This is a genomic window from Streptomyces sp. NPDC047085, assembly GCF_040643735.1.
Lineage (GTDB): Bacteria > Actinomycetota > Actinomycetes > Streptomycetales > Streptomycetaceae > Streptomyces.
Genome location: NZ_JBEYUW010000011.1, coordinates 104985 through 128888, shown reverse-complemented (window position 1 = coordinate 128888; position 23904 = coordinate 104985). Strand labels below are relative to the sequence as shown.

The 23904-nt window shown below is 71.8% G+C and carries 20 protein-coding genes; 3 read left to right on the top strand and 17 right to left on the bottom strand.

The annotated features are described in order from the left end of the window. Positions 1-9: 9 nt before the first annotated feature. The 9 genes from ABZ865_RS31115 to ABZ865_RS31075 form a co-directional block, all read right to left on the bottom strand. Complete coding sequence (locus ABZ865_RS31115) at positions 10-828, bottom strand: RNA methyltransferase (RefSeq protein WP_361237608.1); 819 nt, start codon at positions 826-828, stop codon at positions 10-12. Between the two features lie 73 nt (positions 829-901). Beyond that, complete coding sequence (gene cobA, locus ABZ865_RS31110; protein ID WP_361237605.1) at positions 902-2134, bottom strand: uroporphyrinogen-III C-methyltransferase; 1233 nt, start codon at positions 2132-2134, stop codon at positions 902-904. A 272-nt stretch (positions 2135-2406) separates the two neighbouring features. Then, on the bottom strand, positions 2407-6600 hold the full coding sequence (gene cobT / locus ABZ865_RS31105) for a nicotinate-nucleotide--dimethylbenzimidazole phosphoribosyltransferase (protein ID WP_361237602.1): 4194 nt from the start codon (positions 6598-6600) through the stop codon (positions 2407-2409). A 345-nt stretch (positions 6601-6945) separates the two neighbouring features. Beyond that, positions 6946-8157, bottom strand: a complete 1212-nt coding sequence (cbiE, locus tag ABZ865_RS31100) for a precorrin-6y C5,15-methyltransferase (decarboxylating) subunit CbiE (protein ID WP_361237599.1) — start codon at positions 8155-8157, stop codon at positions 6946-6948. An 89-nt stretch (positions 8158-8246) separates the two neighbouring features. Then, complete coding sequence (locus ABZ865_RS31095) at positions 8247-8864, bottom strand: GNAT family N-acetyltransferase (protein ID WP_361237596.1); 618 nt, start codon at positions 8862-8864, stop codon at positions 8247-8249. 131 nt (positions 8865-8995) lie between these two features. Further along, the gene (locus tag ABZ865_RS31090; RefSeq protein ID WP_361237593.1) at positions 8996-9826 is read right to left on the bottom strand and encodes a MetQ/NlpA family ABC transporter substrate-binding protein; all 831 of its coding nucleotides are present in this window, start codon (positions 9824-9826) and stop codon (positions 8996-8998) included. Positions 9827-9912: 86 nt separating this feature from the next. Further along, positions 9913-10650: a methionine ABC transporter permease gene (locus ABZ865_RS31085; RefSeq protein WP_361237590.1), complete on the bottom strand. Its 738-nt coding sequence runs from the start codon at positions 10648-10650 to the stop codon at positions 9913-9915. Then, positions 10647-11681, bottom strand: a complete 1035-nt coding sequence (locus ABZ865_RS31080; protein ID WP_361237588.1) for an ATP-binding cassette domain-containing protein — start codon at positions 11679-11681, stop codon at positions 10647-10649. The genes ABZ865_RS31085 and ABZ865_RS31080 overlap by 4 nt, the downstream gene beginning before the upstream one ends. Positions 11682-12078: 397 nt before the next feature. Next, entirely contained in the window at positions 12079-12723 is a 645-nt protein-coding gene (locus ABZ865_RS31075; RefSeq protein WP_361238079.1) for an HAD family hydrolase, read from the bottom strand. Positions 12724-12793: 70 nt separating this feature from the next. On the opposite strand from ABZ865_RS31075, the gene ABZ865_RS31070 reads away from it, so the two are divergent. Continuing rightward, entirely contained in the window at positions 12794-13153 is a 360-nt protein-coding gene (locus tag ABZ865_RS31070) for a hypothetical protein (protein WP_100825218.1), read from the top strand. Between the two features lie 7 nt (positions 13154-13160). After that, the gene (locus ABZ865_RS31065) at positions 13161-13580 is read left to right on the top strand and encodes a hypothetical protein (protein ID WP_361238076.1); all 420 of its coding nucleotides are present in this window, start codon (positions 13161-13163) and stop codon (positions 13578-13580) included. Between the two features lie 117 nt (positions 13581-13697). On the opposite strand, the gene ABZ865_RS31060 is transcribed toward ABZ865_RS31065, so the two are convergent. The 3 genes from ABZ865_RS31060 to ABZ865_RS31050 form a co-directional block, all read right to left on the bottom strand. Beyond that, complete coding sequence (locus ABZ865_RS31060; protein ID WP_361237583.1) at positions 13698-14195, bottom strand: GNAT family N-acetyltransferase; 498 nt, start codon at positions 14193-14195, stop codon at positions 13698-13700. A gap of 45 nt (positions 14196-14240) precedes the next feature. Next, positions 14241-14747 carry a sigma-70 family RNA polymerase sigma factor gene (locus ABZ865_RS31055; protein WP_361237580.1) on the bottom strand — a complete coding sequence of 169 codons (507 nt, stop codon included), beginning with the start codon at positions 14745-14747 and terminating at the stop codon, positions 14241-14243. A 100-nt stretch (positions 14748-14847) separates the two neighbouring features. Further along, positions 14848-16023 (bottom strand): glycerophosphodiester phosphodiesterase, encoded by a 1176-nt coding sequence (locus tag ABZ865_RS31050; RefSeq protein WP_361237577.1) that lies wholly within the window; start codon positions 16021-16023, stop codon positions 14848-14850. Positions 16024-16400: 377 nt separating this feature from the next. On the opposite strand from ABZ865_RS31050, the gene ABZ865_RS31045 reads away from it, so the two are divergent. After that, on the top strand, positions 16401-17072 hold the full coding sequence (locus ABZ865_RS31045) for a lysophospholipid acyltransferase family protein (RefSeq protein ID WP_208901880.1): 672 nt from the start codon (positions 16401-16403) through the stop codon (positions 17070-17072). Positions 17073-17181: 109 nt separating this feature from the next. Here ABZ865_RS31045 and ABZ865_RS31040 read toward each other — a convergent pair whose 3' ends face one another. From ABZ865_RS31040 to ABZ865_RS31020, 5 genes are all read right to left on the bottom strand, one after another. Then, the gene (locus ABZ865_RS31040) at positions 17182-18705 is read right to left on the bottom strand and encodes an MFS transporter (protein ID WP_361237573.1); all 1524 of its coding nucleotides are present in this window, start codon (positions 18703-18705) and stop codon (positions 17182-17184) included. Then, positions 18702-19304 carry a helix-turn-helix domain-containing protein gene (locus ABZ865_RS31035; RefSeq protein WP_361237571.1) on the bottom strand — a complete coding sequence of 201 codons (603 nt, stop codon included), beginning with the start codon at positions 19302-19304 and terminating at the stop codon, positions 18702-18704. Before ABZ865_RS31035 ends, ABZ865_RS31040 begins: the two co-directional genes overlap by 4 nt. Before the next feature lie 131 nt (positions 19305-19435). Next, entirely contained in the window at positions 19436-20407 is a 972-nt protein-coding gene (locus tag ABZ865_RS31030; RefSeq protein ID WP_361237568.1) for an aldo/keto reductase, read from the bottom strand. Positions 20408-21110: 703 nt separating this feature from the next. Continuing rightward, positions 21111-22538: an argininosuccinate lyase gene (argH, locus tag ABZ865_RS31025; protein WP_361237565.1), complete on the bottom strand. Its 1428-nt coding sequence runs from the start codon at positions 22536-22538 to the stop codon at positions 21111-21113. A gap of 127 nt (positions 22539-22665) precedes the next feature. Next, positions 22666-23859 carry an argininosuccinate synthase gene (locus tag ABZ865_RS31020; RefSeq protein WP_361237562.1) on the bottom strand — a complete coding sequence of 398 codons (1194 nt, stop codon included), beginning with the start codon at positions 23857-23859 and terminating at the stop codon, positions 22666-22668. Positions 23860-23904 lie beyond the last annotated feature (45 nt).

Here is a 23904-nt window from a genome sequence, read left to right as displayed (position 1 = left end):
ACTCCGGGGCTAGGACTCCGGCCGGCCCGTGGCCACCGCGTAGAAGGCCACCGCGGCCGCCGCTCCCACGTTCAGGGAGTCGACGCCGTGGGACATCGGGATGCGGACCCATTCGTCGGCGGCGACCAGGGCCTGGGTGGACAGGCCGTCGCCCTCGGCGCCGAGCATCAGGGCGACCCGGTCCATCCGGTGCGGGGCCGCCTCGTCGAGGCTGCGGGCCTTGTCGTCCGGGGTGAGCGCGAGGAGCGTGAACCCCGCCTCGCGGACCGAGTCCAGACCCTTCGGCCAGGTCTCCAGACGGGCGTACGGCACGGAGAACACCGCACCCATGGAGACCTTGACGCTGCGGCGGTACAGCGGATCGGCGCAGTCCGGCGACAGCAGCACCGCGTCCATGCCGAGGGCCGCCGCCGAACGGAAGATCGCGCCGATGTTGGTGTGGTCGTTGACCGACTCCATGATCACCACCCGGCGGGCCGAGCGCAGCAGCTCGGCCGCCGTCGGCAGCGGCTTGCGCTGCATGGAGGCGAGGGCGCCGCGGTGTACGTGGTAGCCGGTGACCTGCTCGGCGAGTTCCGGGCTCACGGCGTACACGGGTGCCGGGAGTTCGTCGATGACGTCGCGCATGACGTCGATCCACTTGGCCGAGAGCAGCATGGAGCGCATCTCGTAGCCGGCGTCCTTGGCCCTTCTGATGACCTTCTCGCCCTCGGCGATGAACAGGCCCTCGGCGGGCTCGCGCTTGCGGCGCAGCTCGACGTCGGTCAGGCCCGTGTAGTCACGCAGGCGCGGGTCGTCGGGATCCTCGATGGTGATGAGATCGGCCACAGGGTGATACTGCCTTGTCCTGGGTGCGGTGCCAACGGCTGGGAAGAGTCGGGTTACTCGGGGTTACGCATGATCAAGCCACGGGCCCCGGGCCGACGTTCACGACCGGACCGATGACGATGACCGCCGGCGGCTTCACGTCCTCGGCACGCACGGTCTCGGCGACCGTGGCGAGGGTGGCGTCCACGCGGCGCTGTGCCGCCGTCGTGCCCTCCTGGATCAGGGCGAGGGGGGTCTCGGGGGACTTGCCGTGCGCGACGAGGGTCTCGGCGATCTTCCCGATCTTGTCGACGCCCATGAGGATCACGAGCGTGCCGGTGAGCTTGGCCATCGACGGCCAGTCGACCAGGGAGCGCTCGTCGTCGGGGGCGACATGGCCGCTGACCACGGTGAACTCGTGGGCGACGCCCCGGTGGGTGACCGGGATCCCGGCCGCGCCCGGCACGGAGATGGAGCTGGAGATGCCCGGCACGACGGTGCACGGGATGCCGGCCTCGGCGAGCGCCTGGACCTCCTCCATGCCCCGGCCGAAGACGAAGGGGTCGCCGCCCTTGAGCCGTACGACGGACTTGCCCTGCTTGGCGTGCTCGATGAGGGCGTTGTTGATGGCCTCCTGGGCCATGAAGCGGCCGTAGGGGATCTTCGCGGCGTCGATCACCTCGACGTGCGACGGCAGTTCGGCGAGGAGGTCGCGGGGGCCGAGGCGGTCGGCGATGACGACGTCGGCCTCGGCGAGCAGGCGGCGGCCGCGCACGGTGATGAGGTCCGGGTCGCCGGGGCCGCCGCCGACCAGGGCGACGCCGGGCGTGCGGGTGCGGTGGTGCGGGGCGACGAGGGTGCCGTCGCGCAGGCCCTCCACGACCGCGTCGCGGATGGCGGCGGTGTGGCGGGGGTCGCGGCCGCGCGCGTCCGTGGTGAGGACGGCGACCGTCACGCCCTCGCTGGTGCCGGTGGCCGGGGTCCAGGCGGTCGCCTGGTCGGCGTCGTCGGAGCGGACGCACCAGACGCGGTGGCGTTCCGCCTCGGCGGAGGCGGCGGTGTTGGCGTCGGGGTCGCTGGTGGCGATGAGGGCGTACCAGGCGTCGGCGAGGTCGCCTTCGGCGTAGGGACGCCGCTCCCAGGTGATCTCGCCCGCGTCCGCCATGGCCTCGACGGAGGGGGTCGCCTCGGGGGACACGAGGACGATGTCCGCGCCGGCCGCGATCAGGGCCGGGAGGCGGCGCTGGGCCACCTGGCCGCCGCCGAGGACGACCACGCGACGGCCGGAGAGACGGAGGCCTACGGGGTAGGCGGGGTGTTCGGCCATGAGGGTCGGCTCCTCCGGTGGCTGTGCGGTGCGCGGCCTCTGCGCCTTTGCGGTGGCCCTGACGTGCGGATTTTACGTTGCCCGGGGGAAGGATGGCTCAGCTGTCCGGTGGCTGGGCAGGGTGGCCGAGTGCGGGTGCGTGGGTCCGTGCCCACCCTCCCCCGCTCTCGGCTTCGCTCGAGCGGGGGGACCCCCATCGCCCTGCGGAACGACTGCCCACGGACCCACGGGGCGTTGCCACGTGCCCGGCACTACAGGACCGGACGCGCGGCCTACTTCTCCGTGACCCCGGCCGAATCGAATGTGGCCACCTCGTGCATCGCCCTCGCCGTGCTCTGCACCAACGGCAGCGCCAGGAGCGCGCCCGTGCCCTCGCCGAGGCGGAGGTCGAGGTCGACCAGGGGGCGCAGGCCGAGCTTGTTGAGGGCGGCGACATGGCCGGGTTCGGCGCTGCGGTGGCCGGCGATGCAGGCCGCGAGGACCTCGGGGGCGATCGCGCGGGCGACGAGCGCGGCGGCGCCGGCGCTGACGCCGTCCAGGATCACCGGCGTACGCAGGGACGCGCCGCCGAGGAGCAGGCCGACGATGGCCGCGTGCTCGAAGCCGCCGATGGCCGCGAGGACGCCGATGGGGTCGGCCGGGTCCGGCTGGTGGAATTCGAGCGCCCGGCGGACGACCTCGGTCTTGCGGGCGAGCGTCTCGTCGTTGATGCCGGTGCCCCGGCCGGTCACCTCCGCCGGGTCGGCGCCCGTGAAGACGGAGATCAGCGCGGCGGACGCGGTGGTGTTGGCGATGCCCATCTCACCGGTGAGCAGCGCCTTGTTGCCGGCCGCCACCAGGTCGCGGGCGGTCTCGATGCCGACCTCGATGGCCGCCTTGGCCTCCTCGCGGGTCATCGCGGGACCGGTCGTCATGTCGGACGTACCGCCGCGGATCTTGCGGGGCAGCAGGCCGGGGGTGGCCGGCAGGTCGGCGGCGACGCCGACGTCGACGACGCACACCTCGGCGCCGACCTGGTTGGCGAAGGCGTTGCAGACCGCTCCCCCGCCCAGGAAGTTGGCCACCATCTGGGCGGTGACCTCCTGCGGCCACGGGGTGACGCCCTGGGCGTGCACGCCGTGGTCGCCCGCGAAGATCGCGACGGCGGCGGGCTCCGGGATCGGCGGCGGGCACTGCCGGGACAGCCCGGACAGCTGCGCGGAGATGATCTCCAGCATGCCCAGCGCGCCGGCCGGCTTGGTCATGCGCTTCTGGCGCTCCCAGGCCTCGCCGAGCGCCTTGGCGTCGAGCGGGCGGATCTGTGCGACGGTCTCGGCAAGCAGGTCGTGGGGTTCCTCTCCGGGAAGGGCGCGGCGCCCGTATGTCTCTTCGTGCACGACCCACGACAGCGGGCGTCGCTTGGACCAGCCGGCCTGCATCAGCTCGGGCTCGTCCGGGAACTCGTCGACGTACCCGACGCACAGGTAGGCGATGACCTCCAGGTGCTCGGGCAGGCCGAGGGCGCGGACCATCTCGCGCTCGTCGAAGAAGCTGACCCAGCCGACGCCGAGGCCTTCGGCGCGGGCGGCGAGCCAGAGGTTCTCCACGGCGAGCGCGGCGGAGTACGGCGCCATCTGCGGCTGGGTGTGCCGGCCGAGGGTGTGGCGGCCGCCGCGGGTCGGGTCGGCGGTGACGACGATGTTGACCGGGGTGTCGAGGATGGCCTCGATCTTCAGTTCCTTGAACTGCTTCGCCCGGCCCTTGGGCAGGGACTTGGCGTACGCGTCGCGCTGACGCATCGCCAGTTCGTGCATCGCGCGCCGGGTGTCGGTGGAGCGGATGACGACGAAGTCCCAGGGCTGCGAGTGGCCCACGGAGGGCGCCGTGTGGGCCGCCTCCAGGACGCGCAGCAGCACCTCGTGCGGGATCGGGTCGCTGCGGAAGCCGTTGCGGATGTCACGGCGCTCGCGCATGACCTTCAGGACGGCCTCGCGCTCGACGTCGTCGTAGGCGGGCGCGGCCGGTCCGGTGGACTGTTGTGCCTCTTCCACGGGGGCCATGCTCTCTTCCTGGTCGGCGGCCCTGGTCTCCAGGTCCTCCGCGCGCTGTACGACATCGGGGGCGGACTCGGCCTCCGGCGCGGCCGGCGCCGTCGGTTCGGCCTCGCGGGGCGCGGGGACCGAGGCCACGGGACCCTGCGGCGCGGTGTCCTGCTCCTCCGTGGGCAGGATCAGCGGCTGCGGCGGGGTCGGGGCGAGGTGCGGGGTGGTCGGCACCGAACCGTCCACCGGCACGAACTGCCCGAGCGGCTGCTCGGGGTGCGGCTCCAGCGGAACGCTGGAGGGCAGCGGGTCGGCGGCTTCGGCGGGGGGCTGCTGCGCGGGGGTCGCGGGGTGCGCGGCGGCCGCGATCGCCCCGGATCCCGCTACGGCTTCACCGGCGGGCTGTACGGGGGTGGGCTCGGCGGGATGCACCTGCGGGCCTGCGGGAGCGGCGGCCGCGGCGACGGTGGGCGCCTGCTGGACGCCGGTGTCCTGCGCCGGGGCCGGGGGCTTGGGCTGGGACTGCTGCTCCGGGGCCTGAGGGTGCGGCTGGGACTGCTGCTCCGGCTGGGGCTGAACGGCGGTCGCGATCTCGCCGGCGTTGGGGACGGCGGCGGCGAGCTGCGGTCCCTGCGCCTGGAGGAGGGGCGCGGGGTCGGGTGCGACGGAAGCGTCGGTGGCCGAGGGGGTGCCGGCAGCGGGAGTGGCGTCGCCGGTGAGCGGGGCCGGTACGGCGGCCTCGGCCGGGGTGGCGGGAGTCGTGGCTTCCGGGGCCGCCGTCAGGGGGGCGGCGGGCTCGGGGGTCGCTGCGGGCGCCGGGGCCTGTGGGACCTCCGGTGCCTGCGCCGGGTCGGCGGCGGGCACCTGCGCCGGGGCGGTGGCCGACGTGGTTTCGGCCGTCGGCGCGGGGGCGGCAGCGGTGGGCTGCGGCTCGACGGTGCCGGAAACGGGTACGGCGGCCTGCGCCGGCGCGGGGGCGGCGACGGCCTGCTGTGCCTCGACGGCGCCGGGAGCCTGCGGGTCGGCCTGCGCCGGAACGAGGCCGGCGGCCTCGGCCGGCGCCTGCGCGGCAACCGCCTCGGTGCCCTCGGCCACGCCCTGCGCGGCTTCGGCACCCTGGTGAGCGACCGCGGCAGCGGGGGCGGGAGCCTCGCCGGTCGTGTTCCCGGCCGGAGCCACGTCGGCGGCGTCGGCCACAGCCTGCTGCTGCGCCGCCTCTGCGATCTGGGCGCCCTCGGTCGACTGCGCGGACGCAACCGCCGGCGCGGTCCCACTCTGCTCGACCGGCTCGGCCGCGACGGGCTCGACGGCCTCGGCCTGCGGCTCCTGCGCGGGAGCACCCGGGCCCGGGACGACCGCCACCGGCGCCTCCTGAGCAGGAGTCACCTGGCCTTCCCCGCCCTGGCCGACAGCGTCCGGCACCTCGGCGGGAGTCTCCGCGACCTGCGCGCCGTCGGCGGCCTCGGTCACGGGTGCACCGGCCACCGGCACGACTCCGCCCTCGACGGCGACGGCACCCTCGCCGGGCCCAGCCGGGCCAGCAGGGGTCGCGGGCTGCTCAGCGTCCACCGGGGCCTGCCCGGCCTCCGCCACCGCCGGGACGGCGTCCACGGCATACACGCCGTCGTGGCCGTGCACCGGCTGCACACCGTCGTGCCCGTGCACAACAGCGCCCTGCTCCGCACCCGGGACAGCCTCGCCCGGCACCTGATCCTGCGCCGCCGCCTGCGGGGCGACGCGGGCCACGGCGGCCTGGGCGGCTCCGGGCACGGCGGCCACGCCGACGGCGGCAAAGGCGCCGGAGGTGTCACTCACCGTCTCCCCCGCCGGGCCAACCGTTTCCGCGGCCTGTGCCGTATGACCGACCTGGGCCGGGGCGGCGGCCGGGGTCGCGCCCCAGGGGGTCACGTTCTGGGGCGCCGCGTTCTGGGGGGCCATCTCGCGCGGGGACTGGACGTCGAGGTACTCCGGACCGGTCGCGGGCAGGCCCGGCTGGCGTACCGGCGCTCCGGCGGGGCCACGGTCGGCGAGGGAGCGGACCGGGCTCGCGGAGGCGTCCGGGATCGGCGGACCGAGGTGCAGCGGGCGGCGCGGCGGCTGCACGGCCGTCGTCGGATCGTGCGGGGCGGACAGGATGGGCGACGGGGGTACGGAGACGGGACCCGTGTCGGGCAGTCGTACGCCGCTGAGGTCGACGGAACCGCTGTCCCGGCCGGCCGTCTCGTGCGGGCCCGGCTCGTGGACGGCCTCGACGACCGGTTCCGGGGCGGGTGGCGGTACTTCGTTGCCCCACGCGCCCTGGGCACCCGGCAGCAGCAGGTCTTCGTCCTCGGCGGGCGCCTCGGCGAGGTAGGTGTACGCACCGTGCGCGGGGACGCCCGGCTGTTCCACCATGCCTGCGCTCTCCGGCTGCCCCTCGCCCGGGACCTGGCCGGTGTCCGTCATGCGTACCCCTCGCCCATCGGTTAGTGCTTCTACGACCAGCTCACCCGGAACGGCGCACCGACCGCCCGTAGTGAAGAACGAGCGTGCGCGCCCAGCGGCACGAACGACCCGCCGGAAAAGGCGACAAAGCCATTCAGTGGCATTGTCCCGGCCGTTCGACCGTCGCGACAGCATGATCCGCGACAGCCCGCTGTGGACTGCGCCACGTTGCGCACGTCCTCCGGTTCTGCCGTACCACACCCACCCCAAAACGGGCGCGTATTCCGGACATTGGCGAACGTATTTCCGGGCCACCGGTGGGGTACAGCGATCGGCCAGCCTACCGCGCGCAGTACGACAACAGGATCACGGGGCGCGATCCGGGAGAACTCCGCTCAGGAGGAACACAACGCTCCGCTCGGTCTCCGACCAGGCCCGGGTGTCGAGTTCGACGGACTGGAGCAGGGCGCATTCGACCCGGTATCCGTGCTCGGTCAGGTCGCGGCCGACGAGTTCGGCCTCGTCCCGGGTCGCGGCGTGCGTGACGATGCGCTGGGGACGGCGGTCGGCGACCGCGGAGACCACGGCGGCTCCCCCGCCGCCGACCCGGACGACGTCCGGTTCGGGCAGGTTTTCCAGGACGTGCGGGGCGGTGCCCGGCACGACCTGCATCTGGACTCCGAAGCGGCGCGCGGCCGACTCGGTCCGGGCGCAGGCCCCGGGGTCGTGGTCGACGGCGATGACGGCGGCCCCGGCGCGGGCGGCCTCGGCGGCGAACGCGCCCGAGCCGGAGCCGATGTCCCAGACGAGGTCGCCGACCCGGGGGCCGAGACGGGCGAGTTGGGCGGCGCGCAGCAGTTCGGTCTCGCCCTCGCCGAGCCGGCCGTCGTAGGCCTCGGCGGGCTGCACCCAGCCGCGCGGACCGGTGGCCGGGTCGCGTCCGGCGATCCAGCCGCCGCCCTCGGCGGCGCCGGCCGGGCCGCCGATGACGATGACGACGTTCGGGTCGCGCCAGGCGTGGTCGGCGGCGTTGTCCGACGTGACGACGCTGACCCGCTCGCGTTCGGTGCCCAGTTCCTCGCAGATGACGAAGGTCCGGTGGACGCCTTCCAGGAGCAGGCCGAGTTCGGCGGGCCCGGCGCCGGGTGAGGTGAGGACGGCGACCTTGGCGTGGGCGCGGCACACGTTCACGGCACGCCGCAGGGTGCGCCGGTGGGCGACGACGACCTGGGCGTCGTCCCAGGGCATGCCGGCCCGGGCGAAGGCGGCGGCCACCGAGGAGACGGCGGGGACGACCTCGACCTCCAGGCCGAACTCGGGTGCGCGCAGGGTGCGTACGACGCCGAAGAAGCCAGGGTCGCCGTCGGCGAGGACGACGGCGGTGCCGCGGTGGGCGGCGATGCGGCGGGCGGCGAGGGCGACGCTGCCGAGGCGGACGCGTTCGGCGGTGGGCGGGACCTCGGGCAGCGCCAGGTGGTGGGGCGCGCCCGCCACGAGTGTGGCGGCTCCGAGGGCGCCGCGTGCCGCGGCGGTCAGCGGCGAGCCGTCCCAGCCGATCACCGTGACCCGGTCGGCCATCGTCGTCAGTCTCCAGGTCGTCGCAGGTCGTCAGGGGTACGGGGCCCGTAGCCGGGCTCCCTGAGCGTACCCGGTGCGGCTCGGGGGGCTCAGTTCCAGTCGGAGTAGGACGTGAAACCGCTCGTGTCGGCCAGGTCCTCCGGCAGCAGGCTCCAGACGATGACGTCGGTGCGGACGTCCGTCCACGTCCCGTCGCCGGTCCTGCTGCGGGCTATCCAGGCGCCCCGCAGGACACCCTCGCTGATGCAGCCGATCTTCTGGGCGACCTGCTGGGAGGCGGTGTTGTCGGCGGCGGTGCGCAGCTCCAGGCGTTCGAACTTCTGGTCGTGGAACAGCCACTGCGCGCTGGCCAGGGCGGCCTCGGAGGCATAGCCCTCGCCGCGGGCCCAGGGGGCGATGGCGTAGGCGATCTCCGTGGAGCGCACCCGCCAGTTCGTGTTCCGCAGATGGACGGTGCCGACGAGGCGCTGGGTGAGGAACTCGTCGACGGCGAAGACGATGCCGCGGCCGTCGGCGCGTTCGGCCGGGGCGAGTTCGGTGATCCAGGCCCGGGCGTCGGCCTCGGTGTAGGGCTGCGGGACGGAGGTCCAGGCGGTGACCAGTTCGTCGTTCATCATCTCGGCGAAGGCCTCGATGTCGGACTCCTCGAAGGGGCGCAGGACCAACCGCTCCGTGCTGATGGAGACGTTGGGAAAGGTGCCAGTCATGCGCCACTCCGTAACTTCGGAAAAACCTTCAGAGCCTGCTGAACTGCCCAGCATGCAGCATGAAACCACTGAACCGCACGACGGGGCCCACCCCGGGTGAGGGAGTGGACCCCGTCGATGTGCGCGTCGGCTCAGAAGGAGGCGATGACCGAGCCCTGGTACTTGTCCTCGATGAACTTCTTCACCTCGGGCGAGACGAGGAGCTTGGCGAGCTTCTTGACCCGCGGGTCCTTCTCGTTGCCCTTCTTGACGGCGAGGAAGTTGCCGTACGGGTTGTCCTTCGGGGACTCCAGGACGAGGGCGTCCTTGGCGGGCTTGAGGCCGGAGGGGATGGCGTAGTTGCCGTTCACGACGGCGGCGTCCACGTCGTCCAGGGAGCGCGCGGTCTGGGCGGCCTCGACCTCCTTGAACTTCAGGTTCTTGGGGTTGTCGGCGATGTCCCGCGGGGTGGCCTCGGTGCCGACGCCGTCCTTGAGGGTGATGAGCTTGTTGGCGGCGAGCAGCTTGAGGGCGCGGGCCTCGTTGACGGTGTCGTTCGGGACGGCGATGGTCGCACCGCTCTTGAGGGCGTCGGCGCTCTTCACCTTGTGGGAGTAGAGGCCGAGCGGCTCCAGGTGAACCGTGACGACGGGCACGATGTGGGTGCCGCGCTTCTTGTTGAAGTCGTCCAGGTACGGCTGGTTCTGGAAGTAGTTGGCCCCGACCGAGCCGTCCTCGGTCGCCGTGTTCGGCGTGATGTAGTCGGTGAACTCCTTGACCTCCAGGTCGAGGCCCGCCTTCTTCGCCAGGTTCTTCTGGACGAAGTTCAGGATCTCGGCGTGCGGGGTCGGGCTCGCGGCGACGACCAGCGGGCCGCTGTAGTCGGAGGAGGCGGAGTCCTTGCCGGAGCCGCAGGCGGTGAGCCCGAAGGTGAGGGCTCCGGCGGCGAGGACGGCGGTGGTGAGCTTGGCGGTGTTACGCACGAAAAGTGCCTTTCCTTAAGGGTGGTGCGACCCCGTGATGGGTGTACGGGGAGTCTTTGGGGGGTGCGCTCAGGGCTGAGGGGTGCTCAGGCGACCTTGGCGACGTCGGCGGCCTCGGGCTCCTCGGCCTTGAGCACGCGCAGCCTGGGCCCGGGCCCGGAGCGGCCGCCGCGGCTGTGCAGGGTGCGGGCCGCGAAGTCGCCGGCGAACTGGATGAGGGAGATGACGACGGCGAGGATCGCGACGGTGATCCACATCAGCTCGGTCTCGAAGCGCTGGTAGCCGTAGCGGACGGCGAGGTCGCCGAGGCCGCCGCCGCCGACCGTGCCGGCCATGGCGGAGTAGCCGATGAGGGCGATGATCGTGGTGGTGGTGCTGGCGATCAGCGACGGCAGGGCCTCGGGGACGAGGACCTTGCGGACGATGGTCCAGGTGTTGCCGCCCATGGCCTGTACGGCCTCCACGAGACCGTTGTCCACTTCGCGGACAGCCGTCTCGACCAGCCGGGCGAAGAACGGGATGCCGCCGATGGCGAGCGGCACGATCGCGGCGGTCGTACCGATGGTGGTGCCGGTGACCCAGCGCGTGAAGCTCATCAGCGCGACCATCAGGATGATGAACGGCATCGACCGGCCGACGTTCACGATCTGGCCGATCACCTTGTTGGCGAGGACGTTCTGCAGCAGGCCGCCCCGGTCCGTGAGGACGAGGAGGATGCCGAGCGGGAGGCCGACGGCGACGGCGATCAGGGTCGACCAGAGCACCATCTGGAACGTCTCGCTACACGCCTGCGACAACAGCGGCTGCATCTCGGACCAGGTCACTTGGCACCTTCCTTCACCAGCACGGGCTCCTGGCCCACGACATCGATCTGCAGGCCCTGTTCGCGCAGGAACCCGATCGGCACCACGTTGTCCTCGTAGCGGCCGGGCAGTTCGATGCGCATGCGGCCGATCTGGAGGCCGCCGACGGTGTCGATGGCGGCGCCGAGGATCGAGATGTCGATGTTGTAGGTGCGTGAGAGCTGGGAGATGACCGGCTGGGTGGCGGCCTCGCCGTGGAAGGTGACGTCGAGGACGGTCCGGTCGGCACCCGTGCGCTCGCCGTTCACCGGGAACAGCGCGGCGGCGAGCGTGGAGCCCGGCGTGGCGAGCAGCTCGCTGACGGTGCCGGACTCCACGATCCGGCCCTTCTCCATGAGGGCGGCGGAGTCGCAGATCGACTTCACGACGTCCATCTCGTGGGTGATGAGCAGGACGGTCAGGCCCAGTTGCCGGTTGAGGTCGCGCAGCAGCTGGAGGATGGAGCGGGTGGTCTCCGGGTCGAGGGCGCTGGTGGCCTCGTCGGAGAGCAGCACCTTGGGGTCGCCGGCGAGGGCGCGGGCGATGCCGACGCGCTGCTTCTGTCCGCCGGAGAGCTGGGCCGGGTAGGCCTTCGCCTTGTCGGCGAGGCCGACGAGGTCGAGGAGTTCGAGCGCCTTGCGGGAACGTTCCTTCCCCGACTTTCCGAGGATCTCCAGCGGCAGTTCGACGTTGTCCTGCACGGTTCGCGAGGAGAGCAGGTTGAAGTGCTGGAAGACCATGCCGATGCGGCTGCGCGCGTGCCGGAGTTCCTTTCCGGCGCGGGGTCCGCGTCCGGCGAGCGCGGTGAGGTCCTGCCCGTCGACGCTCACCGTCCCGGATGTCGGACGCTCCAGGAGATTGACGCAGCGGATGAGGGAGGACTTCCCGGCTCCGGACTGGCCGATGACGCCGTAGACCTCACCTTCGCGGACGTGAAGATCGACGCCGTCGAGGGCGGTGACCTCGCGGCCGCGGGAGCGGTAGACCTTGGTCAGGCCCGATGTGGTGATCACAGGGATTTCCGTCACGGTCGAGTGCGCGGGCGTGGGTGTGCCCGGGCACGGTTGCGTTCATTGCATTCGTTCAGGGACGCGGCACGGTTCTCGCGATGGCACCGGCGATGGAACCGGGAGAACGGCGTGTGCGCGCGGCGGCCGCTGTCTCGAACGTCGGACATCCGGACGTCGGACGGGCCACGGCTCTCGCTTCGGGGCGCGAGGCTCAGATGGTGCGGGGGCCCTCTAGAAGGCGCACATTCGACACGTCATGGGACACATACAACGAGCACCGGGCGTCGTGGTCGCCTCGGTCGCAAGAGTGCGGCAGCTCGTCGTGGTCATGCGATCAGTAAACCAGACGGACGGTCCTGACCAAGGATCGCTGTCCATATGCTGGACAGCGGTGGACAGTTCAGCGGCGGACGGCGATGTCCACTCCCCCGTTGGTGACCAGTGCGGACAAGGCCGAGAGGTTCTTCACCACGAGGTCGGCGTCCAGCTCCTCCGCGCGGTGGGTTGTGGCCAACGCCACGGTGGCCATTCCGGCCGCGCGGCCCGCCTGGAGCCCCGCGGGGGCGTCCTCGAAGGCGACACAGTGGGCCGGGTCGACGCCGAGCTGCCGCGCGGCGAGCAGATACGGCTCGGGGTCGGGCTTGCCGCGCGTGATGTCGTCGGCGGTGATCAGCGTCTTGGGCAGGATGCCGACGGCGTCCAGGCGGGCCTCGGCGAGCCGCCGGGTGGCGGAGGTGACGACGGCCCAGCGGTCGGCCGGCAGGGAGTCGAGGAACTCCCGCGTCCCGGGCAGCAGATGCACACCCCCGCCCGGCACGTCCTCCACCTCCAGCTGCTCGACCCGCGCGACGGCCTCCGCCACGAGCCGGGCGGGCAGCAGATCGGCGACGATCTCGGCCGCCGGCCGCCCGTGCAGCGCCACGCGCCGGAACTCCTCCGCCGTGATCCCGTACTCCCGGGCCCACTTCGTCCAGCAGCGCTCGACGGAGTCGAGGGAGGAGACGAGGGTGCCGTCGTTGTCGAACAGGAGGGCGTGCGCGTGGATTGGTCTGGACCCTACGGTGTACGGCGGGGTCGGCGACGGCGGGCCATTTCGGCCGTAATAAGGTCACCGCATGCTCAATGCCCTGACGCTGGTGACCGGAGTCGCCGCGCTGCTGCTCGCCGCGTGGTGCGGCTGGGCCGCCTACCGGGACCAGCCGACCAAGGACTGGCACTTCATCGGCATGGCCGTGGTGTCGCTGCTGGCCCTGGTCCAGCTGGTGATCGGGATCGTGCAGCTGGCGCGGGGCGAGAAGCCGGATCAGGGCACGACGATCTTCGTGGCGTATCTGCTCGGTGCCTTCGCGTGCGTTCCGGCGACCGCCTTCATGTCGCTGGCCGAGCGGACGCGCTGGGGCTCGGTGACAGTGGCCGCCGGCGGTGTGGTGCTGGCCGTTCTCGAGGTGCGGCTCTATGACATCTGGGGAGGCTGAGGCGGAGATGACGGCGGTGGAGGAGAAGCCGGCACGGCTGATCAGCGGGCCGGGCATGCTGCTCGTCTGGTTCTACGGCGTGATGGTGGTCGGCGCGGTGTCGCGCTCGGCGTACCAGATCGCGACGGACTTCCAGCGGGCGCCGCTCGCGTACACGCTGTCGGCGGTGGCCGGTGTCGTGTACGGGTTCATCACGTACACGCTGATCCGGGGCGGGGAGACCGCGCGCAGGGCGGCGCGGGTCTGCTGCGCGGCCGAGCTGGTGGGTGTGCTGGTCGTCGGCACGTGGACGCTGGTGGAGCCGTCCGCGTTTCCGGATGCGACCGTGTGGTCGGAGTACGGGATGGGGTACGTCTTCATCCCCGTGGTGCTGCCGCTTTCCGCGATGTACTGGCTGCGGAAGGCGCGCAACGGGGTGGCAGCCTGAGGAAGGCCGGCGGGCCGTGGGCGCGTTGTGGTCGTCGCGCCCACGCCGCGGAACCGCGTGGCGACAGAGCCCCCTCGCGGCGGCCCACGGCTGGCGCCCCGTTGGGGCGCGCCTCACTCACGCCGTCTGAACGAACACCCCTGCCGGCTTCTCCAGGATGATCATCTCTACGCCGTCGGCGCCCTTGGAGCGGCCCACCGCCTCGTAGCCGACCCGGCGGTACAGGCGGAGGTTGCCCTCGCTGCGGTGACCGGTGAAGAGGCGGAACTTGGTGGCACCCCGCTCCTCCGCCAACGCCGCCTCGGCCGCGCGCAGCAACCTCGCTCCGATGCCGTGGCCCTGGAGGCGGGGGTGGACGCAGAGCTTGCCGATGGCGGCGGAGCCGTCCTCGGTCACCTTGCCGCGCACCGAGCCGACCACTTCTTCGCCGAGCCGGGCGACGAACACGCAGTCGGCGGCGACCTCCTCGCGGACCGAGTCGAGACTCTGGACGAGCGGGTCGATGCGGTAGTTGCCGTACAGAGCCGCCTCGCTCTGGAAGCACAGGTACTGGAGCCTGAAGATCTGCTCCGCGTCCTGCTCGGTCGCCGCCGAGATGGTCACGCTCATGCCCATGTGCGCATGCCTCCCGCTCACCTGATCGTCTGTCGTCCCCCACTCCTATCCCCGCACTTCGCGGGCCGCAACCTCCGGAGTGAGCAATCGCCGCAGACATCCCAGACATCTGGAACGTTCCGGGCCGAGGCTGCCCTGTGAGATACCCAACTCCCCCGCGATCTCCCGGTATGTCAGGTCCTTCGGGGACAACAGCGCCTCGATCAGGCGGGGGCACCGGCCGGGCAGCCGGCGGACGGCGGCGCGAAGGGCGCGGTACCGGGCGGCGGTGAGGGCGAGTTGCTCGGGGCCGGGGCGGGTGTCGGCGACCGGCTCGATGCCGTAGGGGCGCTCGACCCGGGTCGTACGACGGTTGCGGCGCGCCTCGGCGCGGACGGCCTTGCGCAGCCAGCCCTGCGGGTCGAGCGGCGGCCCGTCGCTGTCGAGGCGCTCCAGGAGGCGGAGCCAGACGGCCTGTTCCAGGTCGCCCGGCTCACCCCCGGACGCATACGCCTCGGCCGAGGCCTCGGCGGTGAGCAGCGGGCGCAGGGAGGTCACCAGGTCGAGCGTCATATGCGGAACGACGTGCCGCCCCGGCGGCAGGTTTCCGGGGCGGCACGGAGTCCCCCGAAAGGGGGGTCATACGGGCGCGATGTTGACGAACGCGGTGGGTTCAGCCGGCCAGGAAGTCGGCGCGGGCCAGCAGACCGGTGTCGGCGTTGTCGGTGAAGACACCGTCGATGCCGGTCGCGAAGTACGTCTTGAAGGCACTGAAGACGTCACCGTAGGCGTCCGCCGCGCCGCCCTTGCGGTACTCGGCGGGGAGGAAGGGGTTCTCGTTGCGCATGGTGTACGGGTGCAGGATCAGACCCACCTTGTGCGCGTCACGGACGAGCGTGGTCGGCTGGGCCAGCGTCCCGTCGGCGTTCTTCGGGATGATCAGGTCCAGCGTGGGGCCGATGCCCTGCGCGTAGCCGGCGATCTCCCGGAGGCCCTTGGGCGTGATCAGGTCGGCGACGGTGCGCGGGTCGCCCGCCTCGACGAAGTCGTAGGGGCGGCTGCCGGCCGAGGAGAGCAGGACGACGAGCGGGTTGTCGACCAGCTGGTTCAGCTTCTGGATGCTGCTCGGCTCGAAGGACTGCAGGATGACCGGCGAGTTGCGGTTGTCCTTGCCGTACTTGCGCAGCAGCTTCGCCACCCGCTCCTCCAGGCCGAGGCCCAGCTTGCGGAAGTAGGTGGGGTGCTTGGTCTCGGGGTAGATCCAGACCTGCCGGCCGCGCTTGCGGGTCTGCTCGTCCTGCCACTGCAGGACCTCTTCGAAGGTGGGGATCTCCCAGCGCCCGTTGTAGAGGGTGTTGTGCGGACGGTTGGCCGGTATGCGCTCGACGGCGCGGAGCGTCTTCAGCTCGGCGAGGGTGAAGTCCTCGGTGAACCAGCCGGTGGTGGAGACGCCGTCGAGGACCTTGGTGGTCCTGCGGTCGGCGAACTCGGGGTGGGAGGCGACGTCCGTGGTGCCGCCTATCTCCGGCTCGTGCCGGCAGACGAGGTGCCCGTCCTTGGTGGGCACGAGGTCGCCGGCCTCCACGATGTCGGCGCCGAGGTCGAGCGCCAGGTTGTACGAGCCGAAGGTGTGCTCGGGGCGGTAGCCGCTGGCGCCCCGGTGGCCGATGATCGTCGGCACGGGCAGGCTCTTCAGTCCGCGCCCGCCGGGTGCGGCCGTCCGGGTGTCGGCCGCCCGGGCGACACCGGGGAGTCCGAGGACCGCCCCGCCCGCGCCGAGCACCGCGGCGCCGAGGAGCGCCCGCCGTGCGGTTCCCTGTGTCTGCTGGTTCGCCTGGTCGCTGTCCATGAGCGCCTCCTGCCGTCCGCTCTCGAGTGCGGGCCGATCGTAGGGGTGTCCACATGACGGACGAGAGACCTCGGACGGAACACATAGGTGACGCCGTATGTCGGCTGAGCGGCGGGGGGTGACGGACCGTCGGCAGGGCGGGTGTGGCCGGTGGGGAGAGACGCGCCGGCGGGCGGTGGGGGCGGCGCGCGATGTCCGTCACATCGCGGCCGGGGCGTCAACCGCCGATTCCGGCACGCCACCCCAGGTAAACCCACGTCAACAATGAGTAAGACCTCGGTGAACCGGGCGCACCCGATGTGCGCATGCCCCCGAGCCGCGAGTAATCTCCTCACCTGCACAGACTCATATCGCCCCCCTCGACATCGGAGGACCCGTTGTCCCGCTTCGCGCTCATCAAGGCAGTGCTCGGACCGATCATGCGCCTGATGTTCCGCCCACAGGTGGAGGGCGCGGAGCACATCCCCGGGGACGGCCCGGTCATTCTGGCCGGAAATCACCTGACCTTCATCGACTCGATGATCCTGCCGCTGGTCTGCGACCGTCAGGTCTTCTTCATCGGCAAGGACGAGTACGTCACCGGCAAGAGCCTCAAGGGCCGGCTCATGGCCTGGTTCTTCACCGGCGTCGGCATGATCCCGGTGGACCGCGACGGCGGTCGCGGCGGGGTCGCCGCGCTGATGACCGGGCGGCGGGTGCTGGAGGAGGGCAAGATCTTCGGCATCTACCCCGAGGGCACGCGGTCTCCCGACGGGCGGCTGTACCGCGGCCGCACCGGCATCGCCCGCCTCACCCTGATGACGGGCGCGCCCGTCGTTCCCTTCGCGATGATCGGCACGGACAAGCTGCAGCCGGGCGGGGCGGGGATGCCCCGGCCCGGCCGCGTGACCGTTCGCTTCGGCGAGGCGATGGAGTTCTCGCGGTACGAGGGGATGGACCGCGACCGGTACGTGCTGCGGGCCGTGACCGACTCCGTGATGGCCGAGGTCATGCGGCTGTCGGGTCAGGAGTACGTGGACATGTACGCGACCAAGGCGAAGGCCGCGTAGCGCTGCCGGCGGTCCGGCCGGTTTTTCGGGCGCGGGTGTGTGGGGGCTGGTCGCGCCCACGCGGCGGAGCCGCATATCGATACAGCCCCACGCCCCTGGGTAAGTCAGATCACCCGGCGCCTTCCAGTTTCTGGTTCTTCAAAAGGAACCATGCAGCCAGTGCCGTTGCCAGCAGGACCGCCGCTCCCGCGCCCGAGGCCAGTTGCAGGCCGTGGACGAAGGACGTGCGGGCCGCTTCCAGCAGGGTCTCGGCCGTGTGCGGGGGCATGCTCCGCGATGCCTCCACCGCCGCACCCAGCGACTCGTGGGCCGCTACCGGGGTGCCGGCCGGGCCGGTGAAGCCGCGGTAGACGCCGGTGACGATCGAGCCGAGCAGGGCGATGCCGAGGGCCGCGCCCAGTTCGTAGGCCGTCTCGGAGACGGCCGATGCGGCGCCTGCCTGGTCCCTGGGGACGCTGGAGAGGATGACGTCGGCCGTCACCGTGAAGGAGAAGCCGGCGCCGATGCCGACGACCAGGAGTGCGGCGCCGAGGAGCGGGTAGCCCGTCGACTCGCTCAGGGTCGTGAGGACGGCGAGCGCGACACCGACCGCGCCCAGACCGCCCGAGACCACCACGCGCACCGAGTAGCGGCGCGCCGCGCGGCCCGCGACCAGGCCGGCCGCCACCGCGCCGACCGCGGCGGGCAGTTCCGCCAGGCCGGCTTCGAACGGGCGCCTGCCCTGGACGAGTTGCAGGTACTGGGACAGGAAGAAGACCAGGCCGGACATGCCGAGCACGGTCAGCAGGTCGGCGAGCACGGCCCCGCTGAAGCCGCGGCGCCGGAACAGGCGCATGTCCAGCAGCGGGGTCGGCATGGTGAGCTGGCGGTGGACGAAGCCGTACAGCGCGGCCGCGCCCAGCAGGCCCGCGGCGAGCGTGGCCGGGGTGAGACCGTGGGTCGCCGCCTCCTTGACCGCGTAGACCAGGGCGATCATGCCGACCAGCGACAGCGCGACGCTGATCAGGTCCCACGGGCCGGGGTTCGGGTTGCGGGACTCGGGCAGGGTGCGGACGCCGACGAGGACGAGGACCGCCATCACCGGCAGGTTGATCAGGAAGACCGAGCCCCACCAGAAGTGTTCGAGGAGGAAGCCGCCCACGATGGGGCCGACGGCGGTGCCGGCGGAGGCGGTGGCACCCCAGATGCCGACGGCGAGGCTGCGCTCGCGCGGGTCGTGGAAGATGTTCCGGATCAGGGCGAGGGTGGCGGGCATCAGGGTCGCGCCCGCGACGCCGAGCAACGCCCGTGCCAGGATCATGAGTTCGGGTGTCGTCGCGTAGGCGTTCAGGACGGATACCGCGCCGAACGCCGTGGCGCCGCCGAGCAGGATCCGCTTGCGGCCGATGCGGTCGCCGAGGCTGCCCATGGAGACCAGCAGACCGGCGATGACGAAGGAGTAGACGTCGCCGATCCACAGGAGCTGGGTGCCGGAGGGGTTCAGGTCTTCGCTGATGTAGGGGGTCGCCAGGCCGAGGACGGTGGCGTCGACGGCCACCAGCAGCACGGCCAGGACGAGGACGGAGAGCGCGAGCCAGCGGCCCGCGCGCTTCTCCGCCTCCGCCGCCTCGGCCGGCTGCAGGGTGCTGGTCATGATTCCTCTCTTCGGGGTGCGTCGGTACGTCGTGGTGCGTCGGTACGTCGTGGTGCGTCGGTACGTCGGGCGCCGCCGAGCAGCAGCTCGACGATCATGTAGGTGAAGTCCTTGGCGGCGACTCTGCCTTCCGCCACCGCCCAGGCGCCGGAGCCGAGCAGGCCGTAGAGCGCCTCGGTGAGCCAGGCCGGGGTGAGGTCGATGCGGAACTCGCCGCTCTCCTGGCCGCGCCGGAACAGGGCCGTGAGGCGCTCGTCCAGGCGGGCCCAGCCCTCGTTCTGCGCCTCGCCCTCGAACAGCTGGTTCTCCGTGTAGAGGAAGGCGAGCAGGGCGGCCGAGGGTTCGATCTCGCGGACCAGGCGCTGTACGGCGTCGCTCGCCGGGCCGTCGTCGAGTCGGGCCGCGTCCAGTGCCGCCTCGCACTCCGCGATGCCGAGCGCCTCCAGCGCCCGTACGAGCGCGTCGCGCCCGGCGAAGTGGCGGTGCAGCGTGGCCCGGCTGATCCCGGCGGCCTTGGCGACCTCGTCCATGGTCGCCGTGGACTTGCGGGTCAGCAGGGCGGCTGCGCTGCGCAGCACTTGGTCTCGATCCAGGGCCATGAGACAAGAGTAGCCCATGTGAGACATCTTTGTCTCACATTAGGCATGCGTGCTTCATAGATGCTGGTCAGCGGGGTGTCTGCGGTGTCTGTCCGAGGGTCTGAGGTGTCTGAGATGTCTGCGGGTGTCTGTCAGTGCCAGGGCAGCTGTCCGCGTCGCTCCCAGTAGGCGATCGGGTCCTCCACCAGCGTGGCGAGGCGGCTGAGCTGGTCGTCGCTCAGGTCCACGGCGGGCGCGTGGAGGTTGGAGACGAGCTGGGTGACGGTCGCCGCGCCGGAGAGGACGACACCGGCCCAGGGCTGGCACAGGACCAGGGCGAGAGCCACGGCGTCGCAGCCGAGTTCCGTTTCGGCGGCCACGGCCTTCAGCACGTCCGGAGCGTGCGGTTCGGCCAGCCGTCCGTTCGCCATGGCCTCCTTGACGATCACGGTGAGGCCGGCGTCGTGCGCCTCGGCGAGCGCGGGGCCGGCCGAGGTCTCCAGCGCGTTGTACGTCGACTGGACGGTACGGAAGAGAGGCTCACCGTCGACGGTCACCCGGAGTGCGGCGCGGATGGCGTCGGCCTGGGCGGGGCCGCTGGTCGAGAAGCCGACGGTGAGGCCTTGGGCCGCTGCCTCGGCGAGCCTGACGTGGAGTTCCTTGTCGGTGAGGGCGGGGCTGTCCGGGGTCACCGAGTGGATCTGGTAGAGGTCGAGCCGGTCGCCGAGCAGTTCGTCCGTCTCGGCGCGCTGGCGTTCGTACGCGGCGAGGCTGTGGTCCTTGACCTCGTGCTGCTCCGCGTCGGTGGACCAGGCGGCGGTGTAGGTGTAGCCCCACTTGCTGCCGACGACCACGTCGTCGATGTCCGGGCGGGCGCTCAGCCAGGCGGCGAGGAACTCCTCGGAGCGGCCGTAGGAGCGGGCGACGTCGAAGTAGCGCACGCCTTGGGCGTAGGCGGCGTCGAGGAGTTCGTGGGTGCGGGTGCGGAGGGCGTCGGTGCTGCGGTTCTCTCCGAGGTCGCGGTCCCGGTCGAGGTTGATGTAGCCGGGGCGGCCGACGGCGGCGAGACCGAGTCCGATGTGGCAGGTGGGGGTCGTTGCTGAGGCCAGTCGGGCGAAGGGCATCGCGGGCTCCGTTCGGTCGGCTCCGGTACGGCTCTGGACCAACGTAACCCGGGAGGTGAACGGTTCACGTGTACGTGTTCGGCCGGGTGCGCCGGTCGTTGGGGCGCGGGAGTCTTTCGCCCCCGCCGCCCCTACCCTTCCCATCCCCCAGGGGCTCCGCCCCTTCAACCCCACCAGGGGCTCCGCCCCCTGGACCCCCGTCGGCCTGAACGGCCTCGTCCTCAAGCGCCGGACGGGCTGGGTGGCGGGGGCTGCACGATCTCACCCTCGGACGCCGGGCAGGACAGGTGGAGCGGCCTGCACAGCCTCGCCCCCGAACACCAGCCAGGCCCACCCGGTAGCGGGATCTGCACCGCCTCGTTCCCAAACGCCGGGCAGGCCGGGGAGGCGGGGCCTGTGCGGCCTCGCCCTCGGACGCCGGGCAGGACAGGTGGAGCGGCCTGCACAGCCTCGCCCCCGAACACCAGCCAGGCCCGCCCGGTAGCGGGATCTGCACCGCCTCGCACCCAAACGCCGGAGGGCGGGGCCTGTGCGGCCTCGCTCTCAGCCGCAGCCAGGCCGGACGGCGGGTGCTGCGGGGCCTCGTGGTCGATTGCCGGGCGGGTTGGCTGGTGGGGGTTGTACGGCCTTGTGCTCGGATGTCGGGTGGGCCGGGATGCCTGGGGTCGGAGTCTCAGCCCACCGGTTCGTGTGCGTGGCTGGGTTACTGCTTGGCGGTTGCCCATGTGTGTTGGGCTGCCACGTTCGCTTTGACCTCGGTCAGCTGGACGGCGACCGCGCTGGGGGCCGTACCACCGCGCCCGTTGCGGGAGGCGAGCGCGCCGGGGACGTTGAGGACGGAGCGGACCTCGGGAGTGAGGTGGGCGGAGATCTTCGCGAACTGCTCGTCCGTGAGGTCGTCCAGCTCCTTGCCCTCGGACTCGGCGACCTTCACGCACTCACCGGCGACCTCGTGCGCCACCCGGAACGGCACGCCCTGCTTGACCAGCCACTCGGCGATGTCCGTGGCGAGGGAGAAGCCGGCCGGGGCCAGTTCCTCCATGCGCTCGCGGTTGACCGTGAGCGTGGCGATCATGCCGGTGAAGGCGGGGAGCAGCACCTCCAGCTGGTCGCAGGAGTCGAAGACCGGCTCCTTGTCCTCCTGGAGGTCGCGGTTGTAGGCGAGGGGCAGGGCCTTGAGCGTGGCCAAGAGGCCGGTGAGGTTGCCGATCAGCCTGCCCGACTTGCCGCGGGCCAGCTCGGCGATGTCCGGGTTCTTCTTCTGCGGCATGATCGACGAGCCCGTCGAGAACGCGTCGTGCAGGGTGACGAAGGAGAACTCCTTCGTGTTCCAGATGATGATCTCCTCGGCGATCCGGGAGAGGTTGACCCCGATCATCGCGGTGATGAAGGCGAACTCGGCGACGAAGTCGCGGGAGGCCGTGCCGTCGATGGAGTTGCCGACGCTGCCGTGCTCGAAGCCGAGGTCCGCGGCGACCGCCTCCGGGTCCAGGCCGAGGGAGGAGCCCGCGAGGGCGCCGGAGCCGTACGGGGAGACCGCCGTGCGCTCGTCCCACTGGCGGAGGCGCTCGGCGTCCCGGGACAGGGACTGCACGTGGGCGAGGACGTGGTGGGCGAAGAGCACCGGCTGGGCGTGCTGGAGGTGAGTGCGGCCGGGCATGGCCACGTCCGGGTGAGCCTCGGCGAGGCCGATGAGGGCGTCCTGAAGGTCGGCGATCAGGCCGCCGATCGTACGGGCGTGGTCGCGCAGGTACATGCGGAAGAGGGTGGCGACCTGGTCGTTGCGGGAGCGGCCCGCGCGCAGCTTGCCGCCGAGGTCGGCGCCGAGCCGCTCCAGCAGGCCGCGCTCCAGGGCCGTGTGGACGTCCTCGTCGGCGATGGTGCCCACGAAGGCGCCGGAGGCCACATCGGCCTCCAGCTGGTCGAGCCCGGCGATCATGCGCGTCAGCTCGTCCTCGGTGAGCAGCCCCGCCGTGTGCAGCACGCGCGCGTGGGCACGCGAGCCGGCGATGTCGTAGGGGGCGAGCCGCCAGTCGAAGTGGACGGACGCGGACAGCTTCGCCAGGGCCTCGGCGGGACCGTCGGCGAAACGGCCGCCCCAGAGCCGTACGTCACCGCTGTTGCTGCTCACTGCGTTGCTCCTCGAAGCTCTTGAAAGCTTGTGATGTGCCACCGCCTCCTCACCCTGGCAGGCGAGGAGGCGGCTGTCAGGCCGATGCGTGCGAGGTGACCCGTCGGGCGTAGGCCCCCTGGGCCGCTTACGCCAGGTCGCGCTTGGCGGCGATCTTCGACGACAGGCTGTAGATGTCGATGAAGCCCTTGGCCGCGGCCTGGTCGAAGGTGTCGCCGGTGTCGTAGGTGGCGAGGTTGAAGTCGTACAGGGACGACTCCGAGCGCCGGCCGGTGACGACGGCGCGGCCGCCGTGCAGGGTCATCCGGATGTCGCCGTTGACGTGCTGGTTGGCCTCGTCGATGAAGCCGTCCAGGGCACGCTTGAGCGGGGAGAACCACTGGCCGTCGTAGACCAGCTCGCCCCAGCGCTGCTCGACCTGCCGCTTGTAGCGGGCGAGCTCGCGCTCGACGGTGACATTCTCCAGCTCCTGGTGGGCGGTGATCAGGGCGATCGCGCCGGGAGCCTCGTACACCTCGCGGGACTTGATGCCGACGAGGCGGTCCTCGACCATGTCGATCCGGCCGATGCCCTGGGCGCCGGCGCGCTCGTTGAGCTGCTGGATCGCCTGCAGGACGGTGACGGCCTTGCCGTCGATGGCGACCGGGACGCCGTGCTTGAAGGTGATGATCACCTCGTCGGCCTCGCGGGGCTCCGCCGGGTTGGAGGTGTACTCGTAGATGTCCTCGATCGGGGCGTTCCAGATGTCCTCCAGGAAGCCCGTCTCGACGGCGCGTCCGAAGACGTTCTGGTCGATGGAGTACGGGGACTTCTTGGTGGTGGCGATCGGGAGCTGCTTCTCCTCGCAGAAGGCGATCGCCTTGTCCCGGGTCATGGCGTAGTCGCGGACCGGGGCGATGCACTTGAGGTCGGGGGCGAGGGCGACGATGCCGGCCTCGAAGCGGACCTGGTCGTTGCCCTTGCCGGTGCAGCCGTGGGCGACGGTGGTGGCGCCGTGCTTCTTGGCGGCGGCGACGAGGTGCTTGACGATCGTCGGCCGGGAGAGCGCGGAGACCAGCGGGTAGCGGTCCATGTAGAGGGCGTTGGCCTTGATCGCCGGGAGGCAGTACTCGTCGGCGAACTCGTCCTTGGCGTCCGCGACCTCGGCCTCGACGGCGCCGCACGCGAGGGCGCGCTTGCGGATGACGTCCAGGTCCTCGCCGCCCTGGCCGACGTCGACCGCAACGGCGATGACCTCGGCGCCCGTCTCCTCGGCGATCCAGCCGATGGCGACGGAGGTGTCCAGACCGCCTGAGTAGGCGAGTACGACGCGCTCGGTCACGGGTTTCTCCTCACAGTGCATTCGCTGACATGCATGAGTATGCAG

Coding starts and splice junctions, on each gene's coding strand:
- cobA (WP_361237605.1), bottom strand. CDS start 2,134: ATGGCCGAACACCCCGCCTACCCCGTAGGCCTCCGTCTCTCCGGCCGT.
- cobT (WP_361237602.1), bottom strand. CDS start 6,600: ATGACGGACACCGGCCAGGTCCCGGGCGAGGGGCAGCCGGAGAGCGCA.
- cbiE (WP_361237599.1), bottom strand. CDS start 8,157: ATGGCCGACCGGGTCACGGTGATCGGCTGGGACGGCTCGCCGCTGACC.
- ABZ865_RS31095 (WP_361237596.1), bottom strand. CDS start 8,864: ATGACTGGCACCTTTCCCAACGTCTCCATCAGCACGGAGCGGTTGGTC.
- ABZ865_RS31070 (WP_100825218.1), top strand. CDS start 12,794: ATGCTCAATGCCCTGACGCTGGTGACCGGAGTCGCCGCGCTGCTGCTC.
- ABZ865_RS31065 (WP_361238076.1), top strand. CDS start 13,161: ATGACGGCGGTGGAGGAGAAGCCGGCACGGCTGATCAGCGGGCCGGGC.
- ABZ865_RS31060 (WP_361237583.1), bottom strand. CDS start 14,195: ATGGGCATGAGCGTGACCATCTCGGCGGCGACCGAGCAGGACGCGGAG.
- ABZ865_RS31055 (WP_361237580.1), bottom strand. CDS start 14,747: ATGACGCTCGACCTGGTGACCTCCCTGCGCCCGCTGCTCACCGCCGAG.
- ABZ865_RS31050 (WP_361237577.1), bottom strand. CDS start 16,023: ATGGACAGCGACCAGGCGAACCAGCAGACACAGGGAACCGCACGGCGG.
- ABZ865_RS31040 (WP_361237573.1), bottom strand. CDS start 18,705: ATGACCAGCACCCTGCAGCCGGCCGAGGCGGCGGAGGCGGAGAAGCGC.
- ABZ865_RS31035 (WP_361237571.1), bottom strand. CDS start 19,304: ATGGCCCTGGATCGAGACCAAGTGCTGCGCAGCGCAGCCGCCCTGCTG.
- ABZ865_RS31030 (WP_361237568.1), bottom strand. CDS start 20,407: ATGCCCTTCGCCCGACTGGCCTCAGCAACGACCCCCACCTGCCACATC.